The following is a 16,220-nucleotide window of genomic DNA, read 5'->3' as shown; positions in this document are numbered from 1 at the left end:
AGAAACAAAAAATTTAATTTGAAAAATTATTCTTGGGTAGATAGAGATTTTTTTCTCTTAAAGATTGATATGTTATAAAAAATCGCAAAATAGTTTTAGAACAATTTAATGAGGTAAACAAGCTTATTAGAACTCCAATACCTAATGTTGCCGCAAAACCTTTAACAAAATTTGTTCCTAATAAAAACAATACAAAACAACTTAGAAGAGTTGTAATATGACCATCAACTATAGATGAATTAGCTCTTTGAAAACCGCTATCAATAGATCTTGTAAGAGTATTGCCGTTATATAATTCTTCTCTAATTCTCTCAAATATTAGAATATTTGCATCAACAGCCATACCAATGCTAAGTATAAGGCCAGATATTCCAGGTAAAGTCAAAGTTACAGGAATTAAAGAATATAGGGCTAAGTTAAAGAAACCATAAAGTACTAGAGATAGAACTGAAACGAAACCTAGAATTCTATAATTAAAAATCATAAATATACCAACAAAAATTAATCCACTAATAGCTGCATAAAGACTTTTTAAAATATTTTTGGATCCCAATAGAGCCCCTATAGTGTTGGTTTCTACTATTTCAATTGGCAATGGCAATGAGCCTCCTTTAAGTTGAACTTCTAATTCTCTAGCATTTTCAGCACTAAAATTACCGCTTATTGTTGCTGATCCACCTGTAATACCAGTACTAGCAAACTGGTTACCAACACTAGCTTCACTTATAGATTCACCATCAAGAATGATAGCCAAAAGTTGATTAGTGCCAGCAATTGACTTTGTAATTTCTGCAAACTTTTCACCTCCTGAATTACTAAAAGTTAATAAAACTTCCCAATTACTATTTGTTTGTTCTTGTCTCCTTCCTGCGTTAATAAGATCCTTACCAGATAAATCTGTTTTAATAAATAAATTTGTAATTTCTTTATCAACATATTTTTTGATTTCAATTAACTTCCCATATAAATCATTACTAGTAGATGAGTAATTCAATTCTTGCTCTATATTTTTAAGGCCATCTTGAATAACTTTTAAGAAACTATCATTATTTTGATTTTTTTCTTCAAAGGAATATTGTTCAATTAATTCTTTAATACTCAATCTTTGTATTTGCAGGGTTTTTAAATCTGTAGATGTTCCTTCTTTTTGAGTTCTAAATTCTAATAAAGCAGTCTTACCTAATACCCTTGAAGCAACTAATGGATTTTGTTCGCCTGGCAATTCTAAAATCAATTGATCTCCACCGAGAGTTTGTAAATTAGACTCAGAAACTCCTAAATTGTTAACACGCTTATCTATAACCGAATTAACTGCTTCAAGTTCATCCCTTGTTACCTTACCTTCCTCTTTAACAATTTGTAGTGTAAGTTGAGAACCTCCTTGTAAATCCAATCCCAACTGTAAGGGATAATTTATTAATAGATAAACAGATAAAGTAAGTAGAAATATAATAAAAAAAAGCCAACCTTGCCTTCTTTTCATTTCTATATACTCCCACTAATTAAATGTTCAACTTTTTCAACTATTTGATGTGGTTGGATTATTGTCAAATTTTCAAGATTTCCATTATAGGGAGTTGGAATATCTTGACTAGATAATCTAATTGGTCGGGCATCAAGATCATCAAAACACTCTTCTGTTATCAAGGCAATTAATTCTGCACCAATACCTCCAGTCTTCATACATTCTTCAACAATAATTACTTTATTTGTTTTTCTTATTGATTTTGAGATGGTTTCCATATCAAATGGTTTTAAACTTATTAAATCTATTAACTCAACATCAATTCCTTTTTTTTCTAATTCTTCAACAGCTTTAAGGCAGTGATGTCTCATTCTTGAATAAGTCAATAAAGTAATATCACTCCCTTCTTTTACAACGTCAGCCTGATCTAAAGCGCAAGTATAATCACCCTCAGGTAATTCTTCAGACAAATTGTATAGAAGAACATGTTCGAAAAATAGAACCGGATTATCATCTCTTATAGCTGCTTTCATTAAACCTTTAGCATTTGTTGGCGTACTACATGCAACAATCTTTATGCCAGGAACTGCATGAAAATATGCTTCAAGTCTTTGACTATGCTCAGCACCAAGTTGACGACCAACTCCACCAGGTCCTCGAACTACTGCTGGTATTTTATAATTTCCGCCACTTGTATATCTAAGCATACCCATATTGTTTGATATCTGATTAAATGCTAAAAGCAAAAAACCCATATTCATTCCTTCTACTATTGGTCTTAAGCCAGTCATTGCTGCACCCACAGCCATACCCGTAAAACTATTCTCTGCAATTGGAGTATCTAAGACTCTTAACTCTCCATATTTTTCATATAAATCCTTAGTTACCTTATAAGATCCTCCATATTGACCAACATCTTCCCCCATTACGCAAACATTTACATCATTTGCCATTTCTTCATCAATTGCCTCTTTCAAAGCATTAAATAATAATGTTCCAGCCACAATTAATTACCTAATTAATCACACATATAATCCTACCACTTTGAATAATTCAACCTCCTTCAGCGAAGGTTATAAGTAGTAATATTGATAGAATCATTCCAGGTGACAGTAAAAGGACTAAAAGGCCTAAGTCATGTAAAGACATTCAAAGAAAGTGTTTTCTTAAATAATATTGGCAATTCAACTTTTCTTCACAATAAAACTGCGAATAAATACAATAAAAAGTCCTATACCTATAAAAGCAAAAGAGAAAGTTAGCAAAAAAGATAAACCAATTATTAAGGTATTAATACTAGAGGAAATATTTTGGACTATTTCAGAAGAGTTAGATGGTTTATGTACTGAAAAATAAATTGCAATTTTATTACTTAAAAAATAAAAAAATACAAATAATAAAAAACTTGTTAATGATCCAACAATAAAATTCAAAGGTCCTTTTTCGGGAATATTTTTTTCAATATTCTCATTACTAATATCAGCCACAATAGATTTTTATATAAAAAAATTTAAATGAATGTTATTCCCTTTTCAACGAAAGTGCAAACCCATGAATCAAAGCCTTTATCTTTAAATAATTTAGAATTTGCAGTTAATTCTTTTTTGGCAGTCTCTATATCTTTAAAGAGTGCAAAGCATGTAGGGCCTGATCCACTCATTGAAAATGTGAGACAATTTTCTAATTTTGAAAGTAAATATAATGCCTGCTTTACAGAATCATTTTCATTTTCAACAACTAACTGCAAATCATTTTTAATAAATAAATGTTGATTATCAAAATTTAAGTTCTTTAAACCATTATCTCTTAAATTTTTTCTTATGTTTTCAATCATTTCTCTATCAGTAAGATATTGATCACAAAATCTATTACTATATTTTTTATAAGTTTCAGCTGTAGATACTGATACATTTGGGTTTTTTAAAAGAATTACTCCATATTCAAAGTTTGAATCTAATTTCTCCAAAATTTCTCCTCTTCCAAAACATAATTGAATACCACCATTTATAAAAAAGGGAATATCAGACCCTAAAGTTGATGCTAATGCACATAATATTTCTTGATCTAAATTCAAATCCCATAACTTATTAAGACCAATTAATGTTGCTGCTGCATTACTAGATCCACCAGCTAATCCTGCACCAATTGGAATATTTTTTCTTAAAAATATGTTCGCACCGTAATCTATATTTGATTTTTTCCTTAATAGATTTGCCGATTTAACGATTAAGTTATCATCAGATAGGCTTAAATCATTACAATCAGAGTCGAGTTTAATTAAACCTTCATTATTAATTTCAAATTCTAAATAATCAGCAAGATCAATATTTTGCATAATCATTGCTAACTCATGAAATCCATCCTCTCTTTTACCAATAACTTCTAGGTGCAAATTTATTTTGGCAGGAGATTTTATATTAATTTTCTTTTTAACTAAATCTTGCATATACTTGAATTTTTTATTTTTTAATTTTAATACAATTTTCTGCAAGCTTAATCCATTGGTCAATTGAAATATCTTGTGGTCGTAAATTAAAACAAACTTTTGAAGATTCAGATAATTCATTTATCTCTTCATTTGAAAGTATTGAATTAAGAGTATTTCTAAGCATTTTTCTTCTTGAATTAAATGAAATTCGAAGAAGTTTATCTATATATTTTTCTAAACTAATATCTAATCTAAATTCATTTTTAATTGGTTCGAAAACTACTAAAGAAGAAAAAACTTTTGGAGGCGGACTAAATGATGATGGCGGCACATCACATATTCTTTTTATTTTTGATAAAAGTTGCATTCTTATACTAAGCGCACCAGCATTGGGACTTCCTTCTTTTGACAAAATCCTATCTACAACGTCTTTCTGCATTAAAAATATTATTTTTTCGTAATTATACTTTCTTATAATGCCCAATCGACCTATGAAAATATCCAATATTGGGCCAGTTATATTGTAAGGAATATTTGCAATTACTTTTGTAATCTTCTTATTAATTAAATCTAAATTTACGGAAAGAATATCTCCCTGCTGCAGTGAAAACTTATCATTATTATTGAATTTATCTTTTAATAAATTTATTAAATCTTTATCTAATTCAATTGCATGTAATTTTTTAATTTCTGAATCTAACAACTTAGATGTTAAAGCCCCTTTACCAGGACCAATTTCTAAAATAAAGTCATTTTCATTAAGAACAGCAATTTCTTTAATTTTTTCTAATATTTTTTTATTTACCAACCAGTGTTGTCCAAATCTTTTTTTTTGATGATATTTTTTTGAATTCATCTAAAAGATAAATAATATGTTTAAATTAAATATGAATTTATTTAATACTTTATATCATGAGCTTATCAAAAAAAAATTTAGATAAACTCAATAAATTTAAAAAAAAGAAAAATTTAAACAACGAAAGTAAAAATATAAATAATTACACAAATATAACTAATAATGATAATTTAATCACTAATCCACTTAATTCAGAAGATCCCAATAAAATTTTTTATTCGTTAATTGACAATTCAGAATCTTTAGAAGAAACTTCTAACGTTAATAATTCACTAAGAAAAAGTGAGATTAATCAAATTAATATGAATTCTAAAAAAGATAATTTTTCCAAGAAATTAACAACCGAAGAGGAACTATATGATGAATTTAATTATCTTCTTGATGAATAATTAGTTTTAATATTTACTTATGATTCAGAGTAATAGATTAGCAATTTATGCTATCGGCAAAATAAAGAAAATTTGGATTAGAGATGGAATTAATCAATACAAAAAAAGAATGCCTGAACTTATCATTAATGAGTTAAAGACTTTTAATTTAAATAATCTCAGATCCAATAACAATATTATTATCTGCCTAAGTGAAGAAGGAAAACAGTTTAATTCAGTTGAACTATGTTCCTTACTCTTGAATTTTAAAAATAATAAAATTAATTTCTTAATCGGTGATACTGATGGAGTTAGTTCAGATATAAAAGAAAAATCAGATCTTGTCCTAAGCCTGTCTCCTTTAACTTTTCCTCATGAATTAGCTAGATTAATCCTAATCGAGCAAATCTATAGAGCTATTTCTATATCTAACAACTCCCCTTATCATCGTTCTTAAAAAGATTAGATTCAATCTAAAATTAATCTATAAAAGTTTAATAACTAACTATTTTTTGATTTTTGCTATATAGTACATATATACTATTAATTTAACCTTGAATTCTTTTGATTCAACTACTAAAAAATTTAAAATCCCCTTATTAACTGATTCGGTATCAGCAGGGTTTCCTTCTCCTGCAGATGACTATACGGAAGAAAATATTGATTTAAACGAACATTTAATATCTAATCCGTTTAGCACTTTTTTTCTTAGAGTTAAAGGTGACTCAATGATAAATGCAGGAATTAAAGATAAAGATTTAATAATAGTAGACAAGAGCTTAACAGCCAGGCCAGGGAATATCATCATTGCAATGATAGACGGAGAATTTACAATAAAAAGATTATCTATAAAAAATAATGAATTATATTTAAAAGCAGAAAATCATAATTATCCTGATTTTAGATTTAAAAACCATATTGATGTACAGATATGGGGAGTTGTTATTTATTCAATACATAGCTATTTATGAGAATTTCAAATAATGATGCTATAGCTCTTATAGATGCTAATAATTTTTACGCGTCATGTGAACAAAATATTAATCCTAATTTGAGAAATAAACCAGTAGTAATTTTATCTAATAATGATGGATGTATCATTGCGAGAAGTCCTGAAGCGCGAGCTTTAAAAATTAAAATGGGAACTCCTTATTTTAAGGTCAAAGAAAAATTAAATAAATTAGATGTAGCAGTCTTAAGCTCAAACTACTCTCTTTACGGCGATATGAGCAGAAGACTAATGAATTTACTAAAAAACTACTGTGAAGAAATAGAAATTTATTCTATTGACGAAGCATTCGTCTCAATTTCTAGACCTAATGATAAAAATCTATATCCTTGGGCAAGAAAGATAAGATCATTAATATATCAGAATCTAGGGATTACAATAACAGTAGGAATAGGAGAAAATAAAGTAAGAGCAAAAATTGCTAATAAATTAGCTAAAAATATTGATTATTCAGCTGGAATATTTGATTTATCTAGAACCATAAATGAGAATAATTATTTAAAAAGAATTAGTGTAGATAAGATATGGGGAGTCGGGAAACAAACCTCTAATTGGTTGCAAAGTAAAGGTATTAAGAATGCAAAAGAATTAAGAGATATGGAAGAAAATGAAATTATCAAGAGACTAGGCATAGTAGGAAAAAGATTACAATTAGAACTGAAAGGTTATAAATGTCTGCCCATAGAAAAAAACAAGAAATCAAAAAAAGAAATTCAGGTAAGCAGGAGTTTCGGTACTCCCGTCACAAAATTAGAAGACTTAACTCAAGCACTAGCGACTCACGCAATAAAAGCATCTGAAAAAATGAGAAGTCAGAATTTGCAATCATCTAATATTAGAGTATTTGTAAGAACCAGTAAATATTCAAGTCAAAATTATCAAAAAAGTGCTCATAGAAAACTTACAAATGCAACAGACGATACAAACAGCATTTTAAAAATAGTAGTTGAATTATCTAAAGAAATTTATAATTCCGAATATAAATTTTCAAAAGCTGGTGTTTTAATGCAGGATTTAACTAATAGCGAATATTTACAGCAATCAGTTATCAATTACAAATCTCAGAAAGACCTAAAAAAATCAGCAATTCTGATGAGAACTATTGATTTATTAAATAAAAGATTTAATAACAATGCAATTACATGGGCTATTACAAAAACACCAAAAAGTTGGACAATGAATAAGAATTTCTTAAGTCGCTCATCTACAACTGATATAGAACAGATCCCAACTATAGTAAAGTAAAAAACAAAATGGAATTTATTATATTTTTAAGCAAATTAGATAAAGAGATTCTTGAATTATTAATAAAAGCAAACTATGAAGTTGAAGAAAATAAAATTGAATGTTTCATAAATAAAGAAATAAAAGGACTACATAATTTTGTAGAAAATAAAATAATAATATGTACTGAGAATGCAAAAAGGAAAACAAATTATAGAAATGAAAAGCCGCGACTAAACAAAGACAACTTCAAAACAAAATTAGCAATAAGAAAAGCATTAAGACATGAAGCTACTCACGCCATACAAAAATGTAACAACAATAAGACAGTAGGTGATATAAAGAATTTAGAAGCTAAATTACATCAAAGTAAGAGGAGATCATTAGAGTTCTCTACCTCCAATTTTTCTGGAACTTATGCAAAAGAAGTAGAAGCTTATATTCTTGAAGACAAGCCCAAAAAGGTAAAAAATATGATTAAAAAATACTGCCTATAAATTTAAATAAAATATATTAGCTAGCGATAAAATTACCACAGCGTTGTTTATCTAAAAAACTTATATGTTTTCTTTCTAGGTAATATAATTGCTGAAATTTAATAGCATCCGAGTTTAAATCCTTAAAGAGATCATCTATTTCTTTATTAGTATCTGAGGAACCTGAAGAAGGATTATTAATTAAAATAGAAATACAATTTTCTAAGGTTTTTAATCTTTGTGATCCCCAAGATTCGATCAAGTGTCTACATCTTTTTAAAGAATTATATTTTTCAAGAAGTGATAAAGTTCCAAGTAAATTATCTTTAGGATTGCTAAGCAATGTTAGAAACAACTCATTTGGATTAACAAAATTATTAATTTTATTTGATAATTCAGGATTATAAAGAGCTAAGTGATCGGTAAGAAGTGATATTAAGTCAATAGCAAAAAAATCTTTTTGAAGATTTTGACTATTAGATTCTTTTAATTTATTTAAATAATCTAAACCTAAATTATTTTGTTCAATTTTTGAAATGGCTTCCCATAAATTTTGAATATGATTAGTATTAAAGCCATTAATTTCTCTTTTAAGAAATTCATCGCGAATAAATAACCGAAGATCAGGACAATGCAAATAATAAAAGATAATTTCAGATTCATTTTTCTCACGCCGAGAAATTTCATTTGGCTGTTCAAATTTTTTGGATCTACCATGCCAACGAAATCCCTTAACTTGATTTCTTAAATCTTGTTCAAACTGTATTGCTAACCTTGCTTGTCCCTTGCTCAATCGTTCAGAAACTTTTTGTAAATAATGCGTTCTGATTGATGATTGAGGTAATTTGCTCAACAATTTCACCAATGAAGAAATAACACTCTGGAAATTTTCAGACTTAGTTAAATCTTTATCTTTAAAGATCTGATCAATCTCCCAATCAATCCAAAAGGATGAATTATCAATTAGATTAAAATAATCTTCTGGAGTATGGTTATTCAAATATTCGTCAGGATCTTTAAAATCATTAAGTTGAAGTATCTTAAGATTAATTTGATCATGGAGAGATAAGCTTTCGACTTCTTTTATTACTCTTTTTGTAGCTAATATTCCTGCATTATCAGAATCAAAATTCAATATTATATTTTTATTATCTGTACATCTACATAATTGAGAAATTTGATATTTATTTAATGCAGTGCCTAGGGAAGCTACAGAATTAGTAATACCTTTTGAATGTAGAGAAATTACATCAAAGTATCCTTCAACAATAATAGCTTTATCTCTTTTTCTTATATCGCTAGATGCCTTTTCAAATGCAAACAACATTTTACCTTTTTCAAATATCTCTGATTCAGGAGAATTAAGATATTTAGGTTCCTGTCCATCAAGAGATCTTCCACCAAAGGCAACTACGCGTCCCTGCATATCATATATTGGAACGATTAATCTATTTCTAAAACGATCATAAATTTTGTCAGAATTATCCTTAGAAATTGCAAGACCTGAAGCCAAAATTAGATTAATAGGAAGTTTTTCAACCTTGGATAGATAGTTAAATAAATCATTCCATGAATTTGGGGCAAAACCTAATTCAAAATCATCGATAATTTTATTACTCAAGTTTCTATTTTTTGTTAGATATTTCATAGCTTCAACGCCTAGAGAATTATTTAATTGAGACTTAAACCAATTTTTAGTGACTCTTAAAATTTTATAAAGCTCTTCCTTTCTAGATAATTGTTTTTTATAAGCTTCTACCTGGGGACCCTCAAGATTTTCAACATTAATATTATTCTTCTTAGCAAGAGAAAGTACAACATCAGAAAAATTTGCACGAGTAAATTCCATTAAAAATTTAATAGAATTACCGCCAGCACCACAAGAAAAACAATAATAAAATTGTTTACTTGGTGATACTGTCATAGATGGCTTAGTATCATCATGAAAAGGACAAATTCCAACAAATTCTTTCCCTTTTTTCTTAAGAACAATATGTTCAGATATAACGTCAACAATATCTGCCTTTTCCTTAACCTCTTGAATAGTTCTTGGGTGTATAGAATGAACCATTGAGATTTTTGTAAAAAAATAAATAATAATTTATTTGTTATAGATCAAAATCGAATAAGAATCTACTTAATTTCACAATAAAACTATTTATTTAAATGTTAAAGATCACAGAATTAGAAAAAAAATTTAATTCATTAAATAAATTTAATTTGGTATTAGCCTCATTCTTCTTTAGTTTGATGACTTTGTGCGTAAAAAATATTGATAAAAGGATACCTATTTATGAATTAGTATTATTTAGATCATTATTAAGTTTAATGATTACATTATTCATAATTAATCTTAAAAATGTAAATCCTTGGGGGAAAAATAGACCATTACTTATCTTAAGAGGTGCTTTAGGAACTTTAGCCTTAGTTTGTATTTTTTATGCGATAAGAAATATGCCTCTTAGTATATCTACTGTCATTCAGTACACATATCCTATTTTTATATCTATATTTGCTGGCATATTTATAAACGAAAAAATAAATCTAAATATAATTTTTGCTTTAGTTATTGGCTGGATTGGAATATTAGTAATATTAAATCCAAGTCAATTATCAAATATAAATGTTGAAATTGAAAATATTTCGATTTGGGTAGCTTTTTTTGGAGCAATCTGCACGGCATTAGCTTACGTTACAGTTAAGAAACTTTCATTTACTGAAGATGTTTATGTAATTATTGAATATTTTCCACTTGTTTCATTAATAACTTTATTACCAATTGTATTAATAAACTGGGTCACTCCAAATTGGAATGAATTAGTATGGATAATTGGCATTGGCTTATTTACTCAATTAGGTCAAACTTTCTTAACTATAGGATTAAAAAATTTACCTGCTTCTGAAGCTTCTACAATTAACTATTTACAAGTTTTATTCGGTTCAATTTGGGGAGTTTTATTTTTTAGAGAAATAATAAACATTAATTTTTTATTAGGTGCATCAATGGTTTTATTAGGAACTATTATATCTACTACCAAAATAATCAAAAGGACATAGAATATTAAAAGAATAAAAATTACAGTGAAATTTTTCTTTTTAGCTTTTTTGTTTAGTTTTTCTCCTGCTCTTCAAGTTTATGCATCAACACCAAAATCAGTAACTTGTACCAGAACTGAATACAGAGAAGAATATATCCCTGGAACAAAATCAAGCCCAGGTTACGTAAAAAGTTACGAAGTAGATGTAGAAATACCTTGTGGAGGATCAAAAGTTGAGAAAATTAATGATAATGATTGTACTGATGGGAAGATAGCTGGTGCATTACTTGGTGGAGGTGTAGGTGGTGCCATTTCAAGAAAAGAGGGCCGTTGGTGGGCAGTTCCACTTGGCGCAGTAACAGGAGCAGCTATTGGTTGTAAAGTGGATGGTGGTAATTGATTAGTTGGATTACTGGAGAAATTATTGAATTTTGGCAAAATAATCAAAAATATTTTATTTTAATAAATTGTCAAGGGTTAGGGTACGAAATTCAAATATTAGAATCTTTTTTTCTCAAATTAAAAGCAAATCAAATATCTAATAAGAAAATAACTCTCTGGATAAAACATATTAAAAAAGAAGATTCAGATTTATTATTTGGCTTTTTATCTAAAGATCAAAAGAATTTCTTTATTGAAATTTTAAATATTAGGGGTGTTGGTTCCCAAATTGGTATGGGGATATTAAATAAATTCTCCATCATTGAAGTAATAAATGCAATTAATACACAAAACAAAAAATTAATTTGTTCCGTGCCCGGTGTAGGACAAAAAATGAGTGAAAGATTGATTTTAGAATTAAAAAATAAATTTAAAAGTGGAATACAATTTGAAGAAGAAAAAGGCAAAGATGATTTTGGGATTAAGGATCCCGAAATTAATAAAATGATGCATGACCTTCAGTTAACCCTTCAATCATTAAATTACAAAAATAAAGAAATAAAAAATGTTTTACCAATTATCAAAAATGAAGTAGATCTCCTTTCAAAAAAAGAAAATAGCTTGTCATTTGAAAATTTATTAAAAATGGCTATGAATTATCTAGATAAGGATAGTAGTAATTTAACTAGATGACGTAGTATCATAAGAGTAAAGGAAAATAAATTTTATGTCATTAGATACAGCTGAAAAACAGAAGCTGATTGAAACTCATCAAGTTCATCCAACTGATACAGGTTCAGTTGAAGTTCAAGTCGCAATGCTCTCTAAAAGAATATCGAAATTAAGTGACCACCTCCAAGGAAACATTCATGATTTCGCATCAAGACAAGGATTATTAAAAATGATTGGTAAAAGGAAAAGATTACTATCATACTTAAAAGACAAAAACGTTAATAAATATCAAGATCTAGTAAAGAAAATTGGAATCAGAGGATGATTTCAATTAATGAAAAAAAAACAGTCAAAAAAAAAGACACAAAATAGAAAGAAAAAAAATTTTTCTGACAAAACTTCGTTTGCTAATCTTGAAAGAACATCTAATACAGTAACCACTCCAAAGCGTTCAACAAGTGGGATACCTAAATATGTTGCTGATAGAATGGCAAGAAGAATATTTTTTACAGCTGGAATACCGACAATTTTAGGAATGTCGGTTTTTATTGTTAGCTACATTATCGTTACAAGAAATATCGCTGAAATACCACCTTCCTCAACTATTGCAATTTCAGCGTTGTTTTTCTTACTAGGTCTAGCAGGATTAAGTTTTGGAATATTATCAGCCAGTTGGGATAAGGAGCCTGGGTCTTTTTTCGGTATTGAAAATATTCCAATGAATATACAACGCGCAAAAGATGCCTTCAAACCTGCAACTCAAAATTTTGAGGAGAATAGTTAATCTAGGAAACTAAAGATTTCAAATTAACTTGGAATGATTTATCTTCTAATAATTTGCATGCACCCTTTATATCACTAATACAAAATTGTTCCCCAAATTTAACGTAGGTAACACTATTTTTACTTCTTACTGCTGCTAAAACTGGAATCTTGATCCCACATCTATCTTTATCTGGTTTAAATTTAATTAAACAGTCTCTCAAAGTATTTTGTACTCTTACATCTGATGCTTGAGAACTTTCAAGATTAATAATAAGTAATTTAAGGTTATCTATTTCTCTACAATCATCAATTATTAATTGAGTTTTATCACTTTTTTTATCTATTGTTCCCCAAACTAATAATCTAGTATCAGTCAAAAGAAATTCTGATAACCTGACATAGGTTTTTGGGAAAACTATAGCTTCGCAACTTCCAGAAAGATCTTCTAGCTGAATTATAGCCATCCTGTCCCCTTTTCTCGTTGTGATTTGCTTCAACTCAGGGATCATTGCAACTAAAGAGACTTTTGTTCTATCTTTTGTTTCTTCTAACTGCGAAATGCTTATAGGAGATACAAGTTTTGCTGGCTTAGTTAAATGTTTTAGAGGATGATCAGATAAATAGAATCCTAACAGTTGCTTTTCTAACTTTAACTTCTCAATAAGTGAATAATCATCAACCTTAGCTAATTGTGAATCTGAAAAAGCAACATTAGAAAATTCTTCTTTAGAGTCAAATAGATTTCCTTGACCAGATAATCTATCACGATTTCTTGAAGAGGCCCACTCAATTACATGTTCGAGATCAGACAATAACTGAGCTCTATTATTGTCATTTGAAAACTCATCTAGTGCTCCACAATGTATTAAAGATTCGAGACTTCTTTTATTAAGAACATTAGAAGGCAAACGATCGCACAAATCCGATAATGATTTAAAGATTCCAAAACTATTTCGGTTTTCAATTATATTTCTTATTGCAGAATCTCCCAAATTCTTAATTGCAGATAGCCCGAATAAAATCTGATTATTCTTAATAGTAAAATCAACCCCAGAAAAATTAATGCTTGGCGAAATAACTTCTATTCCCATGGAATAACAATTAGAAATATATCTTTGCATCTTGTCGCTAGAACCTGAATTTACGCTTAGAAGGGATGCCATATATGCGACAGGGAAATGGGCTTTTAAAAATGCAGTTTGATAAGTTACAGCTCCATAAGCAGTTGAGTGACTTTTGTTAAAACAATATTCTGCGAATAAAACCATTTGATCAAAAAGATCATTTGCTAATTTCTCATTTACACCTTTCTTCATAGAACCGTCTACAAAAATACTCCTATGCTTTACCATCTCAGATACTTTCTTTTTGCCCATTGCTCTTCTAAGTAAATCAGCTTCACCTAAAGAATAACCAGCCAGATCTTGTGCAATTTTCATGATTTGTTCTTGGTAAACCATAATTCCATAAGTTTCAGTAAGGATTGACTTAATAAAAGGATGAGGGAAATCAACCTTTTCGTTCCCATTTTTTCGATTAATGAATTTAGGTATAAGGCCTGCGTCAAGAGGACCAGGTCTATAAAGAGCAAGTATGGAAGAAATATCCTCTAGTGAGTTAGGTTTGAAATCCTTAACGACCTGTTTCATCCCAGAAGATTCAAGTTGAAAAATGCCTTCAAGATCGCCTCTTCCAATAAGCTCAAAGGTTTTACCATCATTTTGAGGTAACTCATCAATATTTATTTTCTTTCCAGTAGATTGGTTAATAAGAGAAACTGTCTTTTCAATCATCGTAAGATTCTTAAGACCCAAGAAATCCATTTTCAATAATCCAAGTGATTCGATATCATCCATAGAATATTGGGTTATTATTTGTCCTTCATTATTCCTTTGAAGAGGGACAAGTTCGTCCAGAGGATCTGATGCGATTACAACTCCAGCAGCATGAACTCCATATGTTTTATTAGTTCCTTCAATTCTCAAAGCCAAATCAACCCATTTCTTTACTCTACTATCATTAAAATACTTATCTCTAAATTCTTGACTAGGAGAATTCTTATCAATCATTTCATTTAGTTTATAAGGTTTCCCTCTTACAACCGGTATTAATTTAGCCAATTTATCCGCTTCTCCATATGATATATCTAGAACCCTTGCAACATCTTTCAAAACCGCCTTTGAGGTCATTTTATTAAAAGTAATTATTTGCGCAACTTTATCCTCTCCATAACGATTAGTAACATAATCAATAACTTCATTTCTCCGATCAATACAAAAGTCAGTATCAATATCAGGCATAGACTTTCTCGCAGGATTTAAAAATCTCTCAAACAATAATCCATGCTCAACAGGATCTATATTTGTGATTTGAAGAGCAAAAGCTACTAATGAGCCTGCTGCAGAACCTCTACCTGGTCCTACTGGGATAGAGTTATCTCTAGCAAATTTGATATAGTCCCAAACAACCAAAAAATAATCTGGGAAACCCATATCTTTAATAATTTTTAATTCAGAAGATAGTCTTTTTTTATATTTTTCATCAACTTCAGTAAGATTATTTTTTTTAAGTCTTTTTAAAAGACCTTCATTAGATAATTGTGTCAGGAAAGTAAATGAATCAGTATCTTCGTTAAGAGGGAATTTTGGCATTCTATAAGTACCAAACAAATCAAATACCTCAACTTTTTGAGAAATTTCTAATGTATTGTTCACTGCCTCATTAATTGATTCATCATCAATATGATCTTTAAAAAGTTCTAGCATTTCATTTTCACTTTTAATATATTCTGTACCTGTATATCTCAATCTTTTTTCATCACTTATTAGTTTTCCTGTTAATATGCAAAGCAAAGCGTCATGTGCTTCAACATCCATATTTGATAAGTAGTGTGCATCATTAGTAGCAATAACTTTTATTTCGTGCTTCTTCCCAATTTTAATTAATTCAACGTTAACAATTCTATCCTCAATAGAGCCATGATCTTGTATTTCAAGATAAAAATCATCTGCAAATAATTTTTTATACCAAAGGGCAATATCCTCTGCTACGTCTAATCTACCTTTTAAGATAGCTTGAGGAATCTCTCCACCAAGACAAGCTGTAGAAACTATAAGACCGTCACTATATTTACTTAAAAGAGATTTATCAATACATGGTCTAGAAAAAATGCCTCGACCTCTCATCCCATTTAAGTGACTAATTGTTGTTAATTTCACTAGATTCTTATAACCAGTATGATTTTTTGCTAACACCACCAAATGATATCTTTTTTCTTTTTTAGGTTGAGGATCATCAATAGAACCATTAATCACATACATTTCATTTCCAATAATTGGTTTTATGCCTTTTTCTTTACACTTCTTGACCAAATCGAGAACACCATACATAACTCCATGATCAGTAAGAGCTATAGATTCCATTCCCAGATCAGAAGCTCTTTCTACGATTTTTGATATTTGACTAGCTCCATCAAGTAAGCTGTAGTCGCTATGATTATGAAGCGGAACGAAACCCATATTCAAATAATTTATATATA

At 29.0% G+C, this 16,220-nt stretch carries 17 protein-coding genes; 10 read left to right on the top strand and 7 right to left on the bottom strand.

What is annotated here, in order from left to right; genetic code table 11:
* Positions 1-13 precede the first annotated feature (13 nt).
* The 5 genes from secD to rsmA all read right to left on the bottom strand — a co-directional run bounded on the left by secD (position 14) and on the right by rsmA (position 4,749).
* Positions 14-1,483, bottom strand: a complete 1,470-nt coding sequence (gene secD, locus HA140_RS04570) for a protein translocase subunit SecD (protein ID WP_209039967.1) — start codon at positions 1,481-1,483, stop codon at positions 14-16.
* 2 nt (positions 1,484-1,485) lie between these two features.
* Positions 1,486-2,469, bottom strand: a complete 984-nt coding sequence (locus HA140_RS04565; RefSeq protein WP_025972114.1) for a pyruvate dehydrogenase complex E1 component subunit beta — start codon at positions 2,467-2,469, stop codon at positions 1,486-1,488.
* 180 nt (positions 2,470-2,649) lie between these two features.
* Positions 2,650-2,952, bottom strand: coding sequence for a DUF3082 domain-containing protein (locus HA140_RS04560; protein WP_209039966.1), 303 nt, complete (start codon positions 2,950-2,952; stop codon positions 2,650-2,652).
* Between the two features lie 23 nt (positions 2,953-2,975).
* Positions 2,976-3,911 (bottom strand): 4-(cytidine 5'-diphospho)-2-C-methyl-D-erythritol kinase, encoded by a 936-nt coding sequence (ispE, locus tag HA140_RS04555; RefSeq protein ID WP_209039965.1) that lies wholly within the window; start codon positions 3,909-3,911, stop codon positions 2,976-2,978.
* Between the two features lie 13 nt (positions 3,912-3,924).
* Complete coding sequence (rsmA, locus tag HA140_RS04550) at positions 3,925-4,749, bottom strand: 16S rRNA (adenine(1518)-N(6)/adenine(1519)-N(6))-dimethyltransferase RsmA (protein WP_209039964.1); 825 nt, start codon at positions 4,747-4,749, stop codon at positions 3,925-3,927.
* A 56-nt stretch (positions 4,750-4,805) separates the two neighbouring features.
* Between rsmA and HA140_RS04545 the strand changes: the two genes are divergently transcribed.
* The 5 genes from HA140_RS04545 to HA140_RS04525 all read left to right on the top strand — a co-directional run bounded on the left by HA140_RS04545 (position 4,806) and on the right by HA140_RS04525 (position 7,847).
* Positions 4,806-5,138, top strand: a complete 333-nt coding sequence (locus HA140_RS04545) for a hypothetical protein (protein WP_209039963.1) — start codon at positions 4,806-4,808, stop codon at positions 5,136-5,138.
* Between the two features lie 19 nt (positions 5,139-5,157).
* Positions 5,158-5,574 carry a 23S rRNA (pseudouridine(1915)-N(3))-methyltransferase RlmH gene (locus HA140_RS04540; protein ID WP_209039962.1) on the top strand — a complete coding sequence of 139 codons (417 nt, stop codon included), beginning with the start codon at positions 5,158-5,160 and terminating at the stop codon, positions 5,572-5,574.
* 97 nt (positions 5,575-5,671) lie between these two features.
* Positions 5,672-6,088 (top strand): LexA family protein, encoded by a 417-nt coding sequence (locus tag HA140_RS04535; protein WP_209039961.1) that lies wholly within the window; start codon positions 5,672-5,674, stop codon positions 6,086-6,088.
* Positions 6,085-7,371 (top strand): Y-family DNA polymerase, encoded by a 1,287-nt coding sequence (locus HA140_RS04530; protein WP_209039960.1) that lies wholly within the window; start codon positions 6,085-6,087, stop codon positions 7,369-7,371. Before HA140_RS04535 ends, HA140_RS04530 begins: the two co-directional genes overlap by 4 nt.
* An 8-nt stretch (positions 7,372-7,379) precedes the next feature.
* Positions 7,380-7,847 carry a serine hydroxymethyltransferase gene (locus tag HA140_RS04525; RefSeq protein ID WP_209039959.1) on the top strand — a complete coding sequence of 156 codons (468 nt, stop codon included), beginning with the start codon at positions 7,380-7,382 and terminating at the stop codon, positions 7,845-7,847.
* 16 nt (positions 7,848-7,863) lie between these two features.
* Here HA140_RS04525 and dnaG read toward each other — a convergent pair whose 3' ends face one another.
* Positions 7,864-9,897: a DNA primase gene (gene dnaG / locus HA140_RS04520; RefSeq protein ID WP_209039958.1), complete on the bottom strand. Its 2,034-nt coding sequence runs from the start codon at positions 9,895-9,897 to the stop codon at positions 7,864-7,866.
* Between the two features lie 95 nt (positions 9,898-9,992).
* Between dnaG and HA140_RS04515 the strand changes: the two genes are divergently transcribed.
* Genes HA140_RS04515 through HA140_RS04495 form a run of 5 tightly spaced genes read left to right on the top strand, consistent with a single transcriptional unit; the run spans position 9,993 to position 12,701 of the window.
* Entirely contained in the window at positions 9,993-10,883 is an 891-nt protein-coding gene (locus HA140_RS04515; protein WP_209039957.1) for a DMT family transporter, read from the top strand.
* 24 nt (positions 10,884-10,907) lie between these two features.
* Complete coding sequence (locus HA140_RS04510; RefSeq protein WP_308788988.1) at positions 10,908-11,264, top strand: glycine zipper 2TM domain-containing protein; 357 nt, start codon at positions 10,908-10,910, stop codon at positions 11,262-11,264.
* Positions 11,261-11,938 (top strand): Holliday junction branch migration protein RuvA, encoded by a 678-nt coding sequence (gene ruvA / locus HA140_RS04505; RefSeq protein ID WP_209039956.1) that lies wholly within the window; start codon positions 11,261-11,263, stop codon positions 11,936-11,938. The genes HA140_RS04510 and ruvA overlap by 4 nt, the downstream gene beginning before the upstream one ends.
* A gap of 34 nt (positions 11,939-11,972) precedes the next feature.
* On the top strand, positions 11,973-12,242 hold the full coding sequence (gene rpsO / locus HA140_RS04500) for a 30S ribosomal protein S15 (protein WP_209039955.1): 270 nt from the start codon (positions 11,973-11,975) through the stop codon (positions 12,240-12,242).
* Between the two features lie 9 nt (positions 12,243-12,251).
* Positions 12,252-12,701: a PAM68 family protein gene (locus HA140_RS04495; protein ID WP_209039954.1), complete on the top strand. Its 450-nt coding sequence runs from the start codon at positions 12,252-12,254 to the stop codon at positions 12,699-12,701.
* Between the two features lies 1 nt (position 12,702).
* On the opposite strand, the gene HA140_RS04490 is transcribed toward HA140_RS04495, so the two are convergent.
* On the bottom strand, positions 12,703-16,200 hold the full coding sequence (locus HA140_RS04490) for a DNA polymerase III subunit alpha (protein WP_209039953.1): 3,498 nt from the start codon (positions 16,198-16,200) through the stop codon (positions 12,703-12,705).
* Positions 16,201-16,220 lie beyond the last annotated feature (20 nt).

Source organism: Prochlorococcus marinus CUG1417 (genome assembly GCF_017695975.1).
Lineage (GTDB): Bacteria > Cyanobacteriota > Cyanobacteriia > PCC-6307 > Cyanobiaceae > Prochlorococcus_A > Prochlorococcus_A marinus_AG.
Note: the sequence above shows the minus strand (reverse complement) of the source record. Positions and strands in the feature narration are given on the sequence as shown.